Annotated in this window: 18 protein-coding genes and 3 pseudogenes; 11 read left to right on the top strand and 10 right to left on the bottom strand. The window is 72.5% G+C overall.

The annotated features are described in order from the left end of the window. The first annotated feature begins 67 nt into the window (after positions 1-67). The 4 genes and pseudogenes from OG505_RS13585 to OG505_RS13570 all read left to right on the top strand — a co-directional run. Complete coding sequence (locus OG505_RS13585; RefSeq protein ID WP_405433608.1) at positions 68-1,966, top strand: glycosyltransferase family 2 protein; 1,899 nt, start codon at positions 68-70, stop codon at positions 1,964-1,966. Continuing rightward, positions 1,954-3,087, top strand: a complete 1,134-nt coding sequence (locus tag OG505_RS13580) for a glycoside hydrolase family 26 protein (protein WP_405433606.1) — start codon at positions 1,954-1,956, stop codon at positions 3,085-3,087. The genes OG505_RS13585 and OG505_RS13580 overlap by 13 nt, the downstream gene beginning before the upstream one ends. A gap of 112 nt (positions 3,088-3,199) precedes the next feature. Further along, positions 3,200-4,648 (top strand): glycosyltransferase family 39 protein, encoded by a 1,449-nt coding sequence (locus OG505_RS13575; protein ID WP_405433604.1) that lies wholly within the window; start codon positions 3,200-3,202, stop codon positions 4,646-4,648. A gap of 45 nt (positions 4,649-4,693) precedes the next feature. Continuing rightward, positions 4,694-4,901 (top strand): annotated as a pseudogene (locus OG505_RS13570) (hypothetical protein); the annotation flags it as partial. Positions 4,902-5,401: 500 nt separating this feature from the next. Here the strand turns inward: OG505_RS13570 and OG505_RS13565 are convergent. From OG505_RS13565 to OG505_RS13530, 8 genes are all read right to left on the bottom strand, one after another. After that, complete coding sequence (locus OG505_RS13565; protein WP_405433603.1) at positions 5,402-5,578, bottom strand: hypothetical protein; 177 nt, start codon at positions 5,576-5,578, stop codon at positions 5,402-5,404. A 1,084-nt stretch (positions 5,579-6,662) separates the two neighbouring features. Continuing rightward, the gene (locus OG505_RS13560; protein ID WP_405433601.1) at positions 6,663-7,010 is read right to left on the bottom strand and encodes a hypothetical protein; all 348 of its coding nucleotides are present in this window, start codon (positions 7,008-7,010) and stop codon (positions 6,663-6,665) included. After that, positions 7,007-7,552, bottom strand: coding sequence for a hypothetical protein (locus OG505_RS13555; RefSeq protein WP_405433599.1), 546 nt, complete (start codon positions 7,550-7,552; stop codon positions 7,007-7,009). Before OG505_RS13555 ends, OG505_RS13560 begins: the two co-directional genes overlap by 4 nt. Then, the gene (locus OG505_RS13550; RefSeq protein WP_405433598.1) at positions 7,552-8,103 is read right to left on the bottom strand and encodes a hypothetical protein; all 552 of its coding nucleotides are present in this window, start codon (positions 8,101-8,103) and stop codon (positions 7,552-7,554) included. Before OG505_RS13550 ends, OG505_RS13555 begins: the two co-directional genes overlap by 1 nt. 34 nt (positions 8,104-8,137) lie before the next feature. Then, a complete protein-coding gene (locus OG505_RS13545) occupies positions 8,138-8,704 on the bottom strand; it encodes a hypothetical protein (RefSeq protein ID WP_405433596.1) in 567 nt (188 codons plus the stop codon). Between the two features lie 18 nt (positions 8,705-8,722). Continuing rightward, positions 8,723-8,854 carry a hypothetical protein gene (locus tag OG505_RS13540; RefSeq protein WP_405433595.1) on the bottom strand — a complete coding sequence of 44 codons (132 nt, stop codon included), beginning with the start codon at positions 8,852-8,854 and terminating at the stop codon, positions 8,723-8,725. After that, complete coding sequence (locus tag OG505_RS13535; protein WP_405433593.1) at positions 8,851-9,423, bottom strand: hypothetical protein; 573 nt, start codon at positions 9,421-9,423, stop codon at positions 8,851-8,853. The genes OG505_RS13540 and OG505_RS13535 overlap by 4 nt, the downstream gene beginning before the upstream one ends. Further along, positions 9,416-9,946 (bottom strand): MauE/DoxX family redox-associated membrane protein, encoded by a 531-nt coding sequence (locus OG505_RS13530; protein WP_405433591.1) that lies wholly within the window; start codon positions 9,944-9,946, stop codon positions 9,416-9,418. The genes OG505_RS13535 and OG505_RS13530 overlap by 8 nt, the downstream gene beginning before the upstream one ends. A 124-nt stretch (positions 9,947-10,070) precedes the next feature. Here OG505_RS13530 and OG505_RS13525 point away from each other — a divergent pair, with 124 nt between their 5' ends. Both OG505_RS13525 and OG505_RS13520 read left to right on the top strand, forming a co-directional pair. Further along, entirely contained in the window at positions 10,071-11,297 is a 1,227-nt protein-coding gene (locus tag OG505_RS13525; RefSeq protein ID WP_405433589.1) for a PQQ-binding-like beta-propeller repeat protein, read from the top strand. A gap of 118 nt (positions 11,298-11,415) precedes the next feature. Beyond that, a complete protein-coding gene (locus OG505_RS13520) occupies positions 11,416-11,823 on the top strand; it encodes a hypothetical protein (protein WP_328365415.1) in 408 nt (135 codons plus the stop codon). A 225-nt stretch (positions 11,824-12,048) separates the two neighbouring features. On the opposite strand, the pseudogene OG505_RS13515 reads toward OG505_RS13520, so the two are convergent. Beyond that, positions 12,049-12,720 (bottom strand): annotated as a pseudogene (locus tag OG505_RS13515) (tyrosine-type recombinase/integrase); the annotation flags it as partial. A gap of 350 nt (positions 12,721-13,070) precedes the next feature. Here OG505_RS13515 and OG505_RS13510 point away from each other — a divergent pair. From OG505_RS13510 to OG505_RS13490, 5 genes and pseudogenes are all read left to right on the top strand, one after another. Then, positions 13,071-15,338 (top strand): FAD-dependent oxidoreductase, encoded by a 2,268-nt coding sequence (locus OG505_RS13510; protein ID WP_405433587.1) that lies wholly within the window; start codon positions 13,071-13,073, stop codon positions 15,336-15,338. Between the two features lie 5 nt (positions 15,339-15,343). After that, entirely contained in the window at positions 15,344-15,655 is a 312-nt protein-coding gene (locus tag OG505_RS13505; RefSeq protein WP_405433585.1) for a putative quinol monooxygenase, read from the top strand. Further along, entirely contained in the window at positions 15,652-16,878 is a 1,227-nt protein-coding gene (locus tag OG505_RS13500; RefSeq protein ID WP_405433583.1) for a cytochrome P450, read from the top strand. The genes OG505_RS13505 and OG505_RS13500 overlap by 4 nt, the downstream gene beginning before the upstream one ends. Positions 16,879-16,904: 26 nt before the next feature. Next, positions 16,905-17,570, top strand: a complete 666-nt coding sequence (locus OG505_RS13495) for a TcmI family type II polyketide cyclase (RefSeq protein WP_405433582.1) — start codon at positions 16,905-16,907, stop codon at positions 17,568-17,570. A gap of 224 nt (positions 17,571-17,794) precedes the next feature. Then, a pseudogene (locus tag OG505_RS13490) lies at positions 17,795-18,529 on the top strand (heavy metal translocating P-type ATPase); the annotation flags it as partial. Between the two features lie 48 nt (positions 18,530-18,577). Here the strand turns inward: OG505_RS13490 and OG505_RS13485 are convergent. Further along, positions 18,578-19,057, bottom strand: a complete 480-nt coding sequence (locus OG505_RS13485; protein WP_405434908.1) for a hypothetical protein — start codon at positions 19,055-19,057, stop codon at positions 18,578-18,580. Between the last annotated feature and the right edge of the window lie 271 nt (positions 19,058-19,328).

Raw genomic sequence — 19,328 nt, 5'->3', positions numbered from 1 at the left:
AAGAAAATTGTCCGAATAGCATCAGCTCCGGTCGAGTTCGAGTCGGGCAGAAATCCATGGGGGCAATGTGGTCATCGCCAGCGATAGCCGGCGGTCTCCCGTCGCCGGGCAGGGCATCGCCGTCGCTCCGGCCCTGACCTCGATCGGAGGGTCGTCGGAGCCGCCCGACCGTCGGCAGCGCAACGTCCGGGCGCGCCGCGCCTACGCGGCGTGCGGTACGACGGCCGGACCGCTGATCGCGCCGGGGCACGTGGCGGCGCCGGTCCAGTTCCGGCCGGCCCTGTCGCCCGCGTCCCGGCTGATCCTGACGCTCCTGGTTCTCGTCAACAGTGCGGCCGGGCTGCTGTTCGTCGGGTGGCTGCTGCTCCCGGCGCACGTGCCGGGGCCCGGCGTGACCGGGATCGGCAGCTGGCAGACGACGGCGGCCCGGCTCGGCTTCTGCGTGGTCGTCGGCGTGGAGTTGATCCGCCTCGCGCAGAACGTCGTGATCTGGGTCTTCGCGTTCCATGCCAAGGATCCGGTCCCCGTCGATCCGCCCGTCGGCCTGCGGGTGGCGCTGCTCACCACCATCGTGCCCAGCAAGGAGCCGCTCGACGTCGCCGAGCGGACCCTGCGGCGGATGCGGCAGATTGTCTACTGCGGCCAGGTCGACGTCTGGATCCTCGACGAGGGGGACGACCCCGCGGTGAAGGAGATGGCCGCGCGGCTCGGGGTGCGGCACTTCAGCCGCAAGGGCCGACCCGAGTACAACCAGCCGAGCGGCGAGTTCCGGGCCAGGACGAAGTCGGGAAACCACAACGCCTGGCGGGCCGAGCACGAGCACGGCTACGACGTGGTCGCCAACGTCGACCCGGACCACGTGCCGTTGCCCGGCTTCCTGGAACGGACCCTCGGCTACTTCCGCGACCCGGACGTCGCCTTCGTGGTGACCCCGCAGGTCTACGGCAACATGCACCAGAACTGGGTCGCGCACGGCGCGTCGGTGCAGCAGTACCTCTACAACGGACTCATCGCGCGCGGCGGCAACGGGCTGGACGCGCCACTGCTCACCGGCACCGGCCACCTCTACCGACCGGCGGCCTGGCGCAGCGTCGGGGGCTACCAGGACTCCATCATCGAGGACCACCTCACCAGCATCCGGGTCCATGCTGCCGTCAATCCGCACACCGGCAACCGGTGGAAGGGCGTCTACACCCCGGACGTGGTGGCCATCGGGGAGGGCCCCACCTCGTGGGCCGACTACTTCAACCAGCAGAAGCGGTGGGCGGCCGGCATCTGCGAGATCCTGGTCCGCCCCGAGCTGCGCGCACCGCGCGAGCTGGGCACGCGGCGCCGCTGGCAGTACCGGCTGCTCCAGTTCTACTACCCGAGCGTCGCCGTCGGCCTCCTGCTGGGCAACCTCGCCACCGCCCTGTACCTGCTCACCGGCGTTGGCACGGCCCAGCTCGACGTGACCGTGTGGTCGGTGCTCTGGGCCGGCACCATCGGCACCTGGTTCGCGCTCTGGCTCTGGCTGCGCCGCTTCAACATCGCCCCGCACGAACGGGAGGAGATCGGTGTGGTCGGCATGGCGCTGGCCCTCTTCACCGGTCCCGTCTACGTGGCCGCCGCGGTCGGCGCGCTGCTGCGGCGCAAGCTCGCGTTCGTGGTGACGGCCAAGGGGAAGCTGCGCACCACCGAGTCGCTCGGCACCTTCCGGCTGCACTTCGGCTGGGCGGCCTTCGCCGCCGCCGTGCTCGGCGCGAGCTTCCTGCTGGGCCACGGCCTGACCCTGCTGTGGGTCTGGCCGGTGCTGACCCTCCTGACCGGCCTGGGCCCGCCGCTGATCGCCATCGTCTCCGGTGTGACGCGCCATGGGCGACACCGCGACGACGCGGCCCGCGCCGCCGCGCGTACCCGTATCGAGGACCGCCACCCGCCGAGGACGCGGGTGCCGGCGGAACGGAGTGTGCCATGGCGAGGCTGACCCTGCCGCGGAGCATGCTGGCGCTGATCACCGCGCTGCTGCTCACGTACGCCTTCGTGATCGCGCCGCGCACGGCGTCGGGAGCCCGGGGGGAGGCCGCGGCGACGGCCGCACCGAGCGCCCCGGCGACGCCCGCACCGCCGCCGCGCCCGGAGCCGGTGCTCTTTCCGCCGGCCGGGAAGACGTTCATCGGCGTCATGACGAACGAGGGTCCGTACGACTTCACGCCGGTGAACGCCTTCGCCGCCGCCGCGAAGCGTCAGCCGCAGGCGATGCTCTTCGGCGCGGGATGGGCGTCGGCGGCCTTCGACCGGGTGCTCTTCGACCGGATCCGTGACCGGGGCATGCTGCCGATGCTGGCGTGGGAACCGTGGGACTACCGGCTGGACGAGACCTCCCGCAAGAGGGGCTTCAGCAATCGCAAGATCGACAGGATCCGCTCGGACCAGCCCCGGTACCGGCTGGCCCAGATCGCGCGGGGGAGCTTCGACCCGTACCTGCGGTCGTGGGCGCAGGGCATCAAGGCCCTCGGGTACCCGGTGGCCATCCGGTTCGCCCACGAGATGAACGGCGACTGGTACCCGTGGTGCGAGACGGTCAACGGCAACCGGCCGGGTGACTACGTCAAGGCCTGGCGGCACGTCCACGCCGTGTTCGAGGCCGCCGGGGTGCAGAACGTCATCTGGACGTGGAGCCCGAACGTCAGGTGGGACGACTCCACCCCGAAACTCGCCACGCTCTATCCGGGCGACGACTACGTCGACTGGGTCGGGCTCTCCGGCTACTACGGCACCGGGGCGCTCTCGACGTACCGGTCCTTCGATGCGATCTTCAGCCCGACGATCCGGGAGATCCGCGGCTTCACCCACAAGCCGCTGGTCGTCACCGAGACCGGCGCCTCCGACGGCAAGGGGCGCAAGGCCGACTGGATCCGGCAGGCCTTCGAGCTGCTGTCCGGCCACCAGGACATCATCGGCCTGATCTGGTTCGAGGCGCGCAAGGAGGTCGACTGGCGGATCGTCAGCGCGCCCGCCGTCGCCAAGGCCTTCGCCCGGGCCGTCGCCGCCCCCCGGTACGACGTCGGCTGGTCGCCGGCGATGGTGCCGCGTACCCGGGTCTAGGAATAGGCCGTCCGCCGCCGTGAGCGTGTCCCAGCCCGTCAGGTCGGACCGGCACCCCGCCGCGCCCGGCCGCGCGGCGCCGGCCGCGTCGGCGCGCCGGGCGGGCGCGCCGGTGTCGCGTACCCGCGTCGCCCTGCCCGTCAGTCTCGTCGCGTTCGCGGTCGCGGCCCTCGGCAGCGGCGGCCGCGAGATCTGGTTCGACGAGTCGGTCAGCTGGCTGACCACCACCCTCGCGTGGCCGGAGCTGCGGCATCTGCTCGGCAACATGGACCTCACCCACGCCCTCTATTACCTGGCCCTGCGCGGGTGGACCGCGCTGGCCGGGGACTCCACCCTCGCCCTGCGGTTCCCGTCCATCGTCGGCACGGCGGTGGCCGCCGGCGCGCTCACCCTGCTCGGCGCGAAGCTGTACGACGGCACCGTCGGGGTCACCGCCGGCCTGCTCTTCGTCGCGATCCCGTCGGTGTCCCGGTACGGGCAGGAGGCCCGCTCGTACGCCTGGGTCGTCGCCCTCACCGTGCTGGCTACGCTCGCCCTGGTCGGGGCGCTGGACCGGCCCTCGTGGCCGCGGTGGGTCCGCTACGGCGGCTGCCTGCTGGCGTTGACCTGCCTGCACGCCGTCGCGGCGACGGTGCTGGCAGCCCACGCGCTGCTGGTCGGCTCGGCGGTCCGCCGCGGCGGTGCCCGGCGGGCCCGGTGGGCCTGGGCGCTCACCGTGCTGGTGGTCGCCGTGGCCGCGGCGCCCCTGCTGTACGCGGCGTCCCGCCAGGCCGACCAGGTCTCCTGGATCACCCGCGACCAGGCGGCGCTCGCCCGCTTCCCCCGGGAGCTGTTCGGCTCCCTCCCGGTCGCCGTGACGTTCGTCGGGACCGGCCTGGCCGGCGCCGCCGTGCTCTGGCGCCGGCGGCGCGCACTGCTCCTTCCGCTGCTGGTCTGGGCCGTGGCGCCGGCGGTGTGCTGCTACCTGAGCCACCCGCTGGTGCACCTCTTCCTGGCCCGGTTCGTGTTGTTCACGCTGCCCGCCTGGGCGCTGCTGGCGGCGGTCGGGATCGCCGTGCCGGTCGCCGCGCTGCGGCGCGCGCTGCCGGCGGGCGGGCCTGCGGCGGTGCTCGGCGCGGCCGTGCTGGCCGTCGCCGGGGTGGGCCTGCCGGGCCAGGTGGAGGCCCGACGCAGCCCGGTGCCGGGGGAGGCGAACTACCGCGCCGCCGCCGCCCTGATCGACCGGCGGTACGAGCCCGGTGACGGCATCGCCTACTCCGGTTGGCGCGGGTGGAGCGCCCCACTGCCGATGGCGTACCAGTTGCGCACGGCGCCGCGGGACGTCTTCCTCGCCGTGCCGCCCGGCCGGTCCGGCGGGTTCTGGGCGATCGACTGCGTCGATCCCGCTCCCTGCCTGGGCGACGTCCGGCGGATCTGGCTGGTCGTCGGCGGGGCGGGCGACCCGTACGAGGGCATCCCGCCCGCCCGGGCCGAGCTGCTCCGCCGCGAGTTCGCCGTCACCGGCACCGACCGGTTCGTCGGGGTGGCCGTGGTGCTGCTGGTCCGCCGTCCCGGTCCGTGACCACTGGGGCTACCTGTCCGATTGTGGGTGTGACCCGTGGACGCCAAGCCCGCCGCGGTGACCGTGCAGGCCGACAAGCCGGACACGGGCCAGCTGATCCCGCACGGTGTGCAGGGCGCCCAGTCGCGCATCGACCTGAACGACGAGCAGACCGCCAACGCCAAGGCGATCATCGCCGCCACGAAGAAGGCCGGCCTGCCCGGAGCGGGCGGCGGTCATCTCCATCGCCACCAGCCTGCAGGAGTCGAAGCTAGTGCGGTGTCCAGTAACGTTCGCCGGGTTGGTGGCCGGGCGGTTTTGTCGTACCGGTGGTGTTGGATCGGATCGTGGCTCGTCGTCGGGATCCGCTTGCGCCTCGGGTTATGCATCGCACGGCTCGGGTGGCGTTGCGGGTGACTTCTCGATCGCAATCTGACTGAGAGTCGCGCTCGCATACACCCCCTGTAATTTCGCGGCAACGTCACGGACTGCGCCGCCTTCCACCAAGATCACAAGAGTGATGCCTCGCGTGCAGCGTGAGTAAACGGTCCGGGCAGGGGTGCAGCAGAAAGATCGGACCCCGTCGCCACCTCGCCTCGGCGGTGTTCGCGGGCGGGGCCGCGATAGTCTGCAACGGATGAAGCCGTCGGCTCGAAGGTGAGGCTTGCCCGATGGGTACCAGCTACGAACCGATGAGTCTGGCCAGGCTGGCCACCCATCTGGTATCCGCGGTGTGTACCTGTCCGTTCACGATCTGGCTGCGGCGTGAGCGGGTCAGGCGGCGTCCTGATGGGGCGCCCGGAACTCGAACGCGCGTTCACTCACCTGGGCGAGCGGCTTGTCCGTCGCGGGGTCGTCGCCGACATCTTCGTTGTGGGTGGTGCCGCGATGGCGCTGGCCTACGACGCGAAACGGGTCACCAGGGACGTCGACGCGATGTTCGTCCCGCACGGAGTCGTCCTCGATGAGGCGCGTGCAGTGGCCGACGAACTAGGCCTGCCGCCGTGGTGGCTCAACGAGCAGGCCAGCGTGTATGTCTCCGGCAAGGACGACCCAGGCAGCCGGCGGGTCTTCGACCACCCGGGCCTACAGATGGGTGGTCGGGCGGCAGCGTCATGCGCCTCCGTCCGGCGGTCGCGCCGGCCGGCACACGCGGCGGTGGGCGTGCATCGTTCGCTCCTTGGCTTCCGTCACCTCGCTCTGCGAGGGGGCGGGTTGGAGGGCGATGCCCGGTCGGCCGGCAGCCAGGCCAGCTCGGCCTCACCGAGCTTGGCGAGCACTTGAGCGGTCAGCCGGTGCACCCGCACATTCAGGTCGGGGGGGCATTGCCCGTTTGCGGGTCGCAGGGCAGGCGGCAGTGGATAAGCAGGTCGGGCAGCATTCGCAACGCCTGTGGGAGATGACCACGTCGGTAAGCCCTCCACGCGTACCCCACCTGGTGGTCGAGCTGCGCCAACGACGGCGCCGGCTGGTCTTTGCTGCCTGAGCCGGGTCTGTCGTAGCGGCCTAGCGCCGCCCCAACCCGATCTACCGCGCTGCCGGTGTCGGTCGTAGGTTGCCGCGGGGCCCTGCCGGCGAGCAGCACGGCTGGGGCGACGCCGAGCGCTCCGGCGACCGTCTCGATCGTCGAGAGCCGGTCGAGGTCGCGGACTCCCCGCTCGACCTTGTCCACGCAGCTTTTCGTCCGACCAGCTCTACGACCTCACTCCTTCACCGAACTGGACGAAAACGAAATACTACGCGGGCCCGGACTGGGGCGAGTGCCACCACGACATCGCTGTGATCGACGAGGCTGGTCAGCTCGTTAGCCAGCTACGCCTGACGGACGACGCGAACGGCCTGGCCCAACTTCTGGCCGCCCTTGCTGCAGTGCGCCGCAACCGGCGTTCGATCCCGATCGGAATCGAAACCGGCCGTGGTCTGATGGTCACAGGCCTACTCAAAATCCCCGCCCTGCCGCGATCCGGCGGGCGCCGGCCCACAGGATCGGCGGGCCCGGGGCGTCAGCAGCGGCGGCCCCGGGCCCGGTCGGGTGTCAGCAGGAGCCCCAGTTCTCGCGGCAGATGCAGCTACTCGTACCGCCGGAGCTGTTGGTGTAGTTGTAGTCGCAGCAGTTGAAGCTCACCAGCGTCGAACCCTCGTAGGCACAGGTGCGCCAGCAGTGGGCGCCGCCGCAGATGGTGAGGCCCTTGCAGTTCTTCGCGCAGCAGCCGGAGCCGGTGCAGCACGGGCAGCCGTCTAGGCCGCGGCAGCCGTTGGGGACGGCCGCCTCGGCCCGGCCCGGGAACCAGGCCCCCACGGCGGCGGCGACAATCGAGGTGCTGGCGAAGGCCAGGAAGCGGTTGCGGGTCAGCTGGGTGGTGCGGATGCGCTCCTGGATCATGTGTGTGCCTCCTTGGTTGCGTGGACGGCCTGCTGCCACAGGTGGTCGAGGTTCGCGGCCGCGTCCGCGCCGCTGCCCTGGCCGGTCGCGACGATGTAGCCGTCGCGCTGCGCGATCGCCGTCGGGAAGGTGTGGAGGTTGAGGTCGGTGCGGATCTGCCGGGCCACGTCGCCGGTGATGACCGGCACCCCGGCCGGTACCGACGCTCGGACGTCGTCGGCCGTCGGGCCCGGCTCGCCGATGACGCAGGCGACCAGTGGCGCCTGCACCCGACCGAGCTCGCCGGCCAGCCGCAGGCACGAGCCGCACGTGGTCGACAGCAGCACGACCAGCGACCGCGGCCCGAGCTCGCCCAGGCCAGCCAGCGCCTCGACGACGGAGTCCGGCAGCCGCCGCCCGAGGACCAGTTTGGGTGGCCCCGCCGCGCCGTCGTCCTGGGCTAGGCGCAGGCGCAGCTCGGCGACGCCGCGGAGGGCGGCGAGGAACGCGACGGTGAGCACGACGCACATCGCGACGAGCGCGATGGCGACCACGTGCACCATCAGGCCCGGGCCAGGAGGCGCATGAAGTGCACGGTGAGGGTGCCGTCGCGCCGGTTGTCCAGGCACTGCAGGGCGACCGAGTCGCCGGCCCGGAGGTGGCGGGCGGTAAAGCCGACGAGCGGCTCCACGGCTTCGCCGACGTAGAGCAGCGTCCGCGGGTCGAGCCGGATCTGCTGGCCGTCGACGGTGATCGCGTCCGCGGCGACCTTGGCGACCCGGCCGACGACCTCGCGGTGCAGTGGGACGGCGACGGCGGTACCGGTGGAATCCTCGACGAGCACGAGGTCGCCACCGCGCAGGGCCCAGCCGTAGGGGAGGGCCTGCGCCTCGAGGGTCCGCAGCGCGCCGTCGAACTGGCGGGGCCGGTCGGCCGGGGCCGTGCGGGCCCGGACGGACACCTGCCGGCCCGCGACCGCTTCGACGACGTTGATGCCGGGGGCCGGTGGTGGCGCCGCGTCGGCTGGGGACGTCACGGCGACCGCCGCCGCCCCGCCGGCCGCGGCGGCCGAGCCGGTGATGAGCAGTTTGCGCCTGGACCATGGAACGCCCACGATCCGCTCCTTTCTGTCATGGCCCCGAGTCGCCTCAGGGCAGCTGATCCCGTAGGGGAATGACCAAGGTGATGATGAGCAGGCCGCCCAGCGCGACGAACGCGGCCGCGTCGGTGACGGCGCGCAGCGGTGTGATCAGGCCGCGCCCGGCGATCTGCAGCCCTGCCCGCCAGACCAGCAGCGAGCCGCCGACCCGGCTGGCCGCGTAGGCCGCCCAGCCCAGCGCCGACAGCCGCGGGTCGCCGATCGCGAACGCGGCGAGCGGCAAGAGGTAGAACAACCAGTACCCGATGCGCGTGGTGAAGCCGAGCCCGAGCGCGAAGCCGTTGTATGCGGCCGTACGCCAGTCCTCATGCGCCAGCCAGCGCCGGTCGGTCTCCCGGTCGAGCTGCCACGGCAGCCGCCGCCGGGCGGCTCCCAGCAGGACGGTCACCGCCGCCAGCCCGGCCAGCAGCAGCCGGGTCACCGGGTCGAGCAGGGCCCCGGCGAGGCCGATCACGCCGCCGGCGAGCAGGCCGGCGGTGATCGCCGCGCACAGCAGGACGACACCGGCAACCGTCAGTGAGCCGAAGCACCCGGACACGCGGGCGCGTGTGATCATCACGACCACGTTGGGTCCTCAAGGCAGGGCCTGCTGGGCCAGGCCGACGGCGACCGCCGCGATGAGCAGCAGCCAGAACGGGTTCGCGCCGGCCCACACCGCGACGCCGGCGCCGAGGACCGCGCCGGCGGCTGCGGTCAGCAGTCTCACTGCGCGGGCTCGTGCTCATGGTCGTGCCGGTGCCCGGCGTCGGGGGCGTCGATGAGCGGCAGCTGCCGGTGCCGGTTCACGATCTTGGCCAGCCGGTCCAGCTCGCCGGTCTCGTGCAGGGTGCCCTTGGCCGCGACGATCCCGTCGACAAGCGCGACCCCGAACGGCGCCGAGTGCACCTGAAACCGTTCCAGCGCACCGCGGGCGTCGGCTCCGGTGACCCGGCGAACGCCGGCCGGCAGGCTCGCCACGACGCTGTCGCCGGACCCGGGCACGGTACCGTCATTGACGACGCACAGGAACAGTTCGGGCAGCAGGCTGTGCCGGACCGCGTCGATGACCTCGTGGCACGACGAGCAGTCGCCGAACAAAAACAGCACGACGTCGTCGCGGCCGAGGCCCGGCACGCGGGGCGCGAACGAGCCGACCGCCAGCCCGTCCATCGGCGTGCGGCCGATGCTGTCGACCCGGTCGGTGAGCAGCTCCAGCTCCCGGCGTACGACGAGCGCACCGAACCCCAGCAGCACGAGCCAGACCGCGGCGACGGCCAGCAGCGTCACCTCACCCATCGGCCGCTCCGCTTCCGTCGAGGGTGGTGGCGAACGGCCGCAGGGTCGCCATGGTGCTCAACACCAGGTAGCCGCACACGATGAGCACCCCGGCGAGCAGCCCGAGCAGCCGGTCGGTCGGGGGTTGGCTGGCGGCGGCGACACCGGCGGCCGCCGCGATGTACACCACGTTGCGCGCGACTGTGGCCCAAGAGATCCGTTCACCGGTACCGAAACACGCGCACTCGAACGACCGCCCGCGGGCCAGGGCCACCGCGACCAGCGTGGTGAACACGGCGAGCAGGGCGACCCCGGCGAGGGCCGGCCAGCGCGGGCTCGGGCTCACCACGAGGGCGACACCGAGCAGGACCTCGGCTCCGCCGAGCGCTCGCCCGGCGACCGGCCGAATCCGCTTGAGCACGCCGAAGCGAACCATGGCGAGGGCGCTGTCGAAGGGCCGGCGCAGTTTCGGGACCCCGCTGGCGACGAACATCGCGGCGAGGACGCCGACAGTCACCCCAAGCACGGACCCCGTCACCGTCATGCCGTGGACGGTAACAGTGTCGCATCATGAGCATCAATATTGAAAATCGTGAATTGTGCGGTGGTGAAAGGCTCGCAAATGCCGCACCGGGTCCAACACATCCGGTTCGTGAGACGCTGACCGCATGCCCTCCGCCGCCGTGATCGACCTGGACGCCACCGCCGACCCTGCCCCGCCCGGGACGAGGCGCTGGCTCCCGGCCCTGGTGGCCGTCGGCGTGCTGGCGTTCGCGGGCGGGGCCGAAGCTGCGGCACCGTTGAAGCCTTCGCTGGTCCTGCCACCCGACGGTACCGTCGACGTCCGCTCCGACGGCCACACCGTCTTCGTGCTGGCCCCGTCCGTCGTCGCTGCCTACGAGGTGCCCGGCGGCCGGCAGCGGTGGGCCGTACCGGTCACTGGCGCCGCGCAGCTCGTCGCCGCCGAACGGGACCGGGTGGTGATCGCCGAGGCCGAGCCGGCCACGCTCACCGCGCTGGACGCCGGCACCGGCGCGCCGGTGTGGCAGGTCGGCGGCTACACACCGGTCCTGCACGGCACGGCCGGCGCCGACGGTGTCGTCGTCGCCGACCTCCGCGGCACCCGTGCCGACCGGCCCGACCTGGCCGGCATCGACATCCGCACCGGTACGGTGCGCTGGACCCTGCCGGCGGCGCCCGGCACCACCCGGGCCATCGACCCGGTCGGCTCCGACGCGGCCGACCTGCGCGTCACGATCGCCGACCTCGACGCCGAAGGGGTACTGCGGGTGCATCGCGCCGACACCGGCGCGCTCGTGCGGACCGTCACGCTTGAGCGGCCCGGGAAGGTCGACGGCTTCGACGTTGCCGCAGAGCGGGTGCTGGCGTACCGGGCCGACCAGGGGGAGCTGGTGGGCAGCGCCGTGTTCGACCTGACGACCGGCCGGCAGCTGTGGCAGCACCCGGCCGAGCCGGACGGTGTTCAGCTCCAGTGGTGCGGCGGCCTGGTGTGCCGCACCGGCGCCGACGGCGTCACCGCGCTGGACCCGGACACCGGCGGCGTGCGGTGGCGGCTGGCCGGCTGGACCGCGCTGGGCCCGCTCGGCGACGGCCGCATGCTCGCCACCCGGTCCACGCCGGGCGGCCTGGTTCTCGACGCCGCGACCGGGCGGATCGACGTGCGCTTCGACGGCTGGTCGGTGCTCGGCAGTACTGCCGCCGGTGACCTCCTGGTCACCGCCGCCCGGACGCCGCTGATCGGCGCGCTCGACCCCGCGACCGGAGCGGTGCACGTGCTGGGCCGGGCCGCCTCCCCGCCGACGCAATGCATCACGACCGCGACGCTCATGGCCTGTTGGAGCGGCCGGGTCTCGATCTGGACCCCGGCCGCCTGAGGCGAGAGGCAACGCTGTGCGAGCAATCCCGCTGTTCGTCGTGGCACTGGTGCTCTGCGGGTGTACTGCACCAGTCCCGCCCGCCGCCGGCCCGGCCTCGCCGGCCGGGTCGGCGCCGGTGCCGTCTTCGCCGGCCGCGTCGCCGCCGGTGCCGGCCTTCCAGCAGAGCCTGCCCGGCAGCGCCCGGCGCGAGTGCGTCGCGGTGCCCGGCGACGCCACGCTGGTGCGCTCGGGCGACTTCATCGCCGGGGACTTCGTGGAGTACCGCCGGCAATGGCATCCTGACCTCGGCCCCGACCTGGGCAAGCTGTTCTGGCTGCCGGCCCGCCCCCAGCTCAACGCCGCGCTCACCGTGACCGCGACCTCCGGCGGCCGCACCGAGACCTACAGCGCCGGCTCGCTGGCGACCAACGACGCCGGGCAGGCGATGTACCCCAGCGGCATCCCGTTGCCGGCCGCCGGAACGTGGAAGCTCGTCGCGCAGGCCGGCGACGGGTGGGGGTGCTTCGAGCTGACACTGCTCTGACCGGCGTTCGGAACGCGCCCGGGCCCAGCTCAGCGGACAACACCAACGCCAGTCAGCTCCGATCCCAAATGAACGGCTACCTCAAAGACGGGGCGCTCAACAGCTACCACGTCTCCTGCGCCAGGGCCGGGCCCACCTGGAAACAATTCCTGACCGCCCAGGCCCACACGATCTCAGAACTGTGGTCAGCCCTGGGCGGTCAACTCAAGCCGGCCGTCGACCTCAGAGGGCGGCCATGGTCTTGCGGAAGGTGTGGGGGGTGACCCAGGCGAGGTCGGTGTCGGCGCGAGCCTCACGCCACTGACGGTGGACGTTGTTGGGCGACAGCCAGGTGCCGCGTCGGGAGGCGAAGATCGCATCATGCGGGTCTTCGGCGGTGACGAGCTTGCGAGCCAGCAGCATGCCGACGGCGAAGCGGGGCAGGACGACCGTCCGCCAGCCGGCGTCGCTCTTGGTCCAGGGTTGGCGGAAGAAGCCCTGGCCTTTGACGAAGGCGAGCGTGCCGCAGATGGTCAGGGTGGGGCGTGCGGCGGCGAGGTCGAGGTCCTCCCATCGCAGGGCGAGGATCTCGCCGATGCGGGCGCCGGTGGCGAGCATGAGGTCGACGATGTCCGCCAGGTCGCCGCTGTGCCGTGGTCCGGGCTTGCCGGGGATGGGTCGCTGCCAGTCTCGGATCGCCGTACGGACGGCCTGGAGGTTCTCGTCGGTGAGGGCGACGACAGTGCGGCGGGGTTTACGGAGCCGGCCGGTGTCGCGTACTGGGTTGGCGGGGATCGCGCCGTGGCGTACGGCCAGGGCGAACATCTGGCTCAGGACGACTTTCGCGCCTTTGGCTGCTGAGGGACGGTCTTTGGCGATGTCGCGCAGGAACCGATCCAGGCGCCCGACGCTGGCTTCCCATCACCGGAGCGGCCCGAGAGCAGTACCTCGCTCTCGGGCCGCTCCGGTGCTTGCCACTGCCGTTGACATCAAAAACTTGGCGGGCCGGGACAGCTACCCAAGCGCCGGGCCTGCCAGGCACGGGTATCCAAGTCGTAAGGAGTAACGCCCAAGGAGATAGTTACATGACGGCCGCTTGTCGAGGATTGTTGCCAATCTTTTGTAACAAGCCGGGAGGGGATGGCGTTCCGGCCGCGTCACCGCACGGCGACACCGCCCGGGCCGCCGGTGACGACCGGGTGACGCGGACTCTGGCAGGGTCGCGGCACAAGGACGGCACGGTGCGAGGGGGCGGCATGATCAGAACGATGCTCCGGCTGCGAGCGCGTCCCGGCTGCGCGCCCGCGGTGGGGCCGGCCTGGGACGACGTCGCCGGACAGCTCGGCGCGCTCCCCGGCGGCCTCCGGCACGAGCTGCTGCGGGACGCGCTGGACCCGTACGGCTTCGTCGTGGTCACCGAGTGGGCCGACGAGGAGGCGCTGCGCGCCTACCGGGACGGGCCGGTGGCCGCCCGCCTGTCCGACCTGCTCCGGCCGCTGACCGAACCGGCCGGCCCGCCCGACTACCCGCCGATGGTCGAGACCGGCGACGGGACCGGCCCGGTCTACGTGGACGTGGAGCTGACCGTGCCGAGCGCCCGGCTCGCCGAGTTCCATCGCGGCTACCCCGAGGTGGTGCGGCGGATGGCCGCCGTGCCGGGCTACCGGCGTGAGCAGCTGCTCCGCGAACCCGGCTCGGACGTGCACCACATCTTCGCCGAGTGGGACACCGCGGCCGAGTTCCTCGACTGGATCGGCGACCCGGCTCACGCCTCGGCGCAGGCCGGGCCGATCGCACCGTTCCTTCTCGACATCCGACGCCGCCTGTTCCACGTCGTGCCCGGTGGGGACGGCCGGCGACTCGACACCACAGGCAGGGAGGCCGACGTGCAGAGGACAACGGACGTACTGGTCGTCGGGGCGGGCCCGACCGGGCTGACCGCCGCCGTCGAGCTGGCCCGGCGCGGCATCGACTGCCGGGTGATCGACAAGCGGGCGACCCCGGCCGGGCAGGCCGACAAGGCGATCGGCGTGCATTGCCGCACCATGGAGATCTGGGAGGAGCAGGGCGTCGTGCGGGAGGCGATGGACGCCGGCATCTGGCTCACCGGCAACATGGTCTTCGTCAACGGCGAGCAGACCCACCGGATGAGCTGGGAACTGCCCGGCCTGCCCTACGACCACCTCGGCCTGCCCCAGTACGAGACCGAACGCATCCTCACCGCCCGGCTGGCCACGCTCGGGGTGCGCCCGCGGCGCGGCGCCGAACTGGTGGACTTCACCCAGGACGCGGACGGCGTGACCGCCACCGTGCGCACCGCCGACGGCGCCACCGAGACCGTACGCGCGGCGTACCTGGTCGGCTGCGACGGCGCGCACAGCCGGGTCCGGGACCGGCTCGGCCTCACCTTCACCGGCGGGCTGGGCCGCTTCCCGCAGCTGTTCATGCTGGTGGACGTCGACGTGGACTGGGACATGCCCGACGGGCACCTGCTGCGCTTCCTGCACACCACCGACGGGCGGATGGACGGGATGCTGGTCTGCGTGCCACTGCGCGGCGAACACCGCTACCGCATCGCCACCCTGGCCCCACCCCGGTTCTTCGCCCGGACCGGCGGGCAGGACGCCCCGCCCGGCTTCAGCGAGGAACTCGGCGAGCCGACCCTCGACGACGTGCAGGCCGCCCTCGACCGCCTCGCCCCGCCCGGCACCCGGGCAGCGAACCTGCGCTGGTCGTCGGTGTTCCGGATCAGCCACGGCATCGTCGACCGCTACCGCCACGGCCGGGTCTTCGTCGCCGGCGACGCCGCCCACCTGCACCCGCCGGCCGGCGGCCAGGGCATGAACACCGGCATCCAGGACGCCTGGAACCTGGCCTGGAAACTGGCCCTGGCGGTACGCGGGCTGGCCGCCCCCGGCCTGCTGGACAGCTACGAGGCCGAGCGGCGCCCGGAGGGCGAGGAGATCGTCGGCCGCGCGGTGCGGCTGGCCGGCACCGAGGAACTGGACCGGGCCGACCTGGAACGGCAGTTCCTCCAGGAGATGTCCCTGCTACTCAGCTACGCCCGCAGCCCGCTGGTCGGGGAGACCGTCTCCGACCCGGCCGGGCTCGGTGACGCGCCCCGTCCCGGCGACCGCGCGCCGGACGTCGAGGGTCTGCGCCGGCGCGGCGTCGGGCATCCGCTGCGGCTGCGGGACCTGACCCGGGGCACCCGGCACACGCTGCTGCTCTACGCCGACGCCACGGCCGGCGCGACGGAGCTGGCCGGGTTCGCCGACCTGTGCGCCGACGCGCGGCGGCAGGCCGGCGGGGAACTCGAGGCGTACCTGCTGCTCGACCCGGACGTCGCCGAGCCGCGCCTGGCCGACCCGCCGGTGCTGCGCGACGGCGACCGCCGGTTCCGCGCCGGGTACGGCCTGGCCGGCACCGGGCTCTACCTGATCCGTCCGGACGGGCACGTCGGCTTCCGCGGCGCCCCGGTCGACGCCGACGCGCTGCGCAAGCACCTGCACCTTGTCTTCGGCGGCGCGCGGTGAGCCGGGTGCGCACGGTCCTGGCGATGCGGACCCGGCAGGGGTGCGAGGAGCGCTTCGAGGCGGAGTGGCGCGCCGCCGCCGAGGAGATCCGCACCCTGGACGGCTGCCTGCACCAGGACCTGGTCCGCGACGCCGACGACCCCAGCAGCTATCTGGTCATCAGCGACTGGGCGGACCGGGAGCGGCTGGACGCCTTCGGCCGCAGCGCGCACCGGGACCGGCTGCTGCGCGTGGTCCGGGAGCTGCGCGAGTCCGCCGATCGACACACCTACCAGGTGCTGCACAGTGTGAACAGCGAGCCGGGGGAGGCCCGATGACCGACGACGTGGTGCCGGCGAGCGAGCTGTACACGGAGGCGTTCGCGGCCGATCCCTATCCCACCTTCGCCCGGCTGCGTGCCGAGCGGCCGGTCTGCCCGGTCGGCTCGCCCCGGTTCGACTCGTGGCTGATCACCCGCTTCGACGACGCGCGCACGGCACTGACCGACCCGCGGCTGTCCAAGGACCTCTACGGGCCCGACCAGCACTACCTGCGGATCTTCGGCCCGAACTCGGAGGGCCTGAACCGCAACATGCTCAACTCCGACCCGCCCGAGCACACCCGCCTGCGCCGGGTGGTGTCGCAGGCGTTCGCGCCGCGCCGGATCGAGGCGTTGCGGCCCCGGGTGGCCGCGATCGTCGACCAACTGATCGACAAGATGGTGCCGCAGGGCGAGGCGGACCTGATGCGGGACTTCGCCATCCCGCTGCCGATGACGGTCATCTGCGAGCTGCTCGGCGTGCCGCCGGTCGACCACGACCGGGTGCTCGACTGGACCCAGGTGATCCGCACCTCCGGCTCGACCAGCCGACCCCCGGCCGAGGAACGGGCGGCGGTGCAGCAGGCCCAGCTGCGGCTGCACCACTACCTGGCCGACCTGGTCCGGGCCAAGCGCGACGACCCGGCCGACGACATCATCGGCGCGCTGGTGGACGCGGTCGACCGGGACCGCACGCTGTCCGAGGCGGAGCTGGTCACCACCACGTTCCTGCTGCTGTTCGCCGGCCACCAGACCACCGCCGACTTCCTCGGCAACGCCGTGCTGGCGCTGCTCACCCACCCGGAGCAGTGGGAGCTGCTGCGGACCACGCCGCGCCTGCTGCCGACCGCGATCGAGGAGCTGCTGCGGTTCGACGGCCCGCTGCCGGTGGCCAGCCCGCGCATCGCCACCGAGGACGTCGAATACCAGGGGGTACGCATCCCGCGCGGCGCGATCGTCGGGGTGGCGATCAACGCGGCGAACCACGACCCCGCCCACTTCACCGACCCCGACCGGCTCGACCTGCGCCGGGTCCGGGGCCCGCACCTCGGCTTCGGCCACGGCGTGCACTACTGCCTGGGCGTCTCGCTGGCCCGGATGGAGGCGCTGCTCGCACTCTCCGCGCTGCTGCGCCGGCTGCCCGGGCTGCGGCTCGCCGTCCCGCTCGCCGAGGTGCGCCGACTGCCCGCCGCCTCGCCCTTTCGCGGCCTGCTGGAACTGCCGGTCACCTTCACCGTCTAGCCCGCCCACCCAGCCAAGGAGCACTCATGGTCTTCCGGAACGTGATCGTCTGCCACATGGTCCCCGGCAGCGAAGAGATCGTCGGCAACGTCTTCAGCCACTACGACCAGGCCACCCGGCCCCAGGATCTCGGCGTCATCGGCCGGTACCTGCTGTCGCACCACGACCTCTACCTGCACGTGATCGAGCGCGAGCAGGACCCGAGGATCTCCGGGCAGACGCGCGGGCTGCCCGCCTTCCAGAAGATCGCCGAGGAGATCGGCCCGTACGTGACGCCGTACCCGCGCTACTGGAAGAACCCGTCGGACTCGGTGGCCAAGGAGTTCTACCACTGGGCGCCGGAGGGCGAGCCGCCCGAGGACACCACGCTCACCGTGATCGTGGGGCGGATCAAGCCGGGCGCCGAGCCGGACGTGGCCCGGGTGTTCGGCGAGTCGGACGCCGGGTCGCTCCCGACCGACCTGGGTGTCACCGGACGCTGGCTCTACTCCATTGACGATGTCTACGTGCACCTGCTGGAGCAGGAGTCGTCGGCGGCCGAGGCGACCCGGGACCAACACGCCGAGAAGCCGGCCTTCGGCAAGGTGATGCAGGATCTCGGCCCCTACGTGGAGCCGTACCGGCCGGACCTCTGCCACGGCCCGCAGGACCAGGTCGCGACCGTCTTCTACCGTTGGCGCGCGCAGGACTGAGCCCGCGCCGAAACCACTACCCGTCGCACCCTCCGTACGCCAGGCTGAAGCCGAGGCATACGGGGGTGCGACGGGTGCCGACGAAGCAGATCATCCAGCACATCGGTGCGGCGCTGGACCTGGCCGGGTGCTGGTCATCGCGCTCGGCGCCAGCTTCTCCCTGAAGGTGGAGCTGGACGGCCGCTGGCCCTGGCAGGGCAAGCCGCCGATCGGCCCGCCGACCGATCGAGCACGGACACCACGCCGGGCACGACCCGGAGCAGTTCCGCCGCCGGTTCTGGCTGCGCCTGGCGCTGACCGTGCCGATCGTGCTCACCAGCCACACGGTGATGGACTGGTTCGGCTACTCGCTGCCCGTTCCGGGCGTGCGCTGGGTCGGCCCGGTGCTCGGTTCGGTCGTCTTCGCGTACGCCGGCTGGCCGCTCCTGGCCGGTGGGCTGCGCGACCGCGCCCCCGGGATGATGCTGCTGATCTCGATGGCGATCGTGGTCGTCTACCTCGCCTCGGTCGCCACCAGCCTCGGCGCGTTCGACCTGGACTTCTGGTGGGAGCTGGCCGCGCCGGTCACCATCATGCTGCTCGGTCACTGGCAGGAGATGCGCTCGGTCAGGCGCGCGGGGCGCTCGGCGCGCTGGCCGCCCTGCTGCCCGACGACGCCGGCCGGCCGCGGCCGGTCCCGGTGGCCGACCTCCGGGTGGGCGACCTGGTGCTGGTCCGCTCCGGCGGCCGGGTGCCGGCCGACGGGCGGATCGTCGAGGGCGCGGCCGAGCTGGACGAGTCGATGATCACCGGGGAGTCCCGGCCGGTGCCCCGCGCCGCCGGGGACCGGGTGGTCGCCGGCGGCGCGGGGCACCGACTCCACCCTGCGGGTACGCGTCGAGGCCGTCGGCGCGGACACCGCCCTGGCCGGCATCGGCCGGCTGGTCGCCGAGGCGCAGTCCTCCGGCGGGCGCGCCCGGCACTGGCGAGATGTCGCCAGTGCCGGGCACTCGGCCTGGTGCGCTCCGCTAGCAGGCACCCACAGACGGCTGACTGCTCACCACGCCGCTGCTGAGGTAGCCGACCTGGCTGTAGTAATGGGCTTTGAACCACCGGTTCGAGCCGAAGCCGTTCGGTCCGCCGTCAATCCAGCAGCTGATCTCGACCCACTGGTTGTAGATGGTGAGGATTCTCTCCGCACCCAGGTTGGGGTTCCGGCGGAGGTTGCCCTCGGTGACGTAACCCCGGGGGTAGGCGAGCGGCGTGACCGCCATGTCCGGACGCGCCGCCGCGGCTGCCGCGGCCAGCGACTGGTGGGCTTCCTGTCGGGATGTCGCGGCCTGTGCCGGACTGGCTAGGCCGACCAGGGTGAGCGCCGCAGTCAGGCCGACAGCCATTGCCGTGAGCCGGGTGCGCCACCGGCGGTGCGCCGGCGGTGCGCCGGTGGTACGGCCGTCGGGTTCGGTGTCTCTCACCAAGCTGCTGCTCGTGTGGGCGATCGTGGGCATTCTTCCTCCGTCCGAGTACGGGCTGTGGTCAGACGCCTCATCGGCGTCGTGTCGACCGTCGCGGTTACGTACGGCCGGTGGAAGGGCCTGACGGGTTCTCCGGACAACCCCGGACGCGCCCTGGACAGGCCCGTACATGTCGTTTTGGCGAAGCGACTGCTGCTTCTCCCGCACTCGTGCGACGCCGAGAGTCAACTAGACGACACGTACCGCTACGCCGCGCATCGGATACTCGAAAACGGTCGGCGGCAGGAAACAATCGTCTGCGGCA

The sequence above is a fragment of the Micromonospora sp. NBC_00617 genome, assembly GCF_045161355.1.
Lineage (GTDB): Bacteria > Actinomycetota > Actinomycetes > Mycobacteriales > Micromonosporaceae > Micromonospora.
The sequence above is the reverse complement of the archived record's forward strand: the minus strand, read 5'-3'. Positions and strand labels throughout refer to the sequence as shown.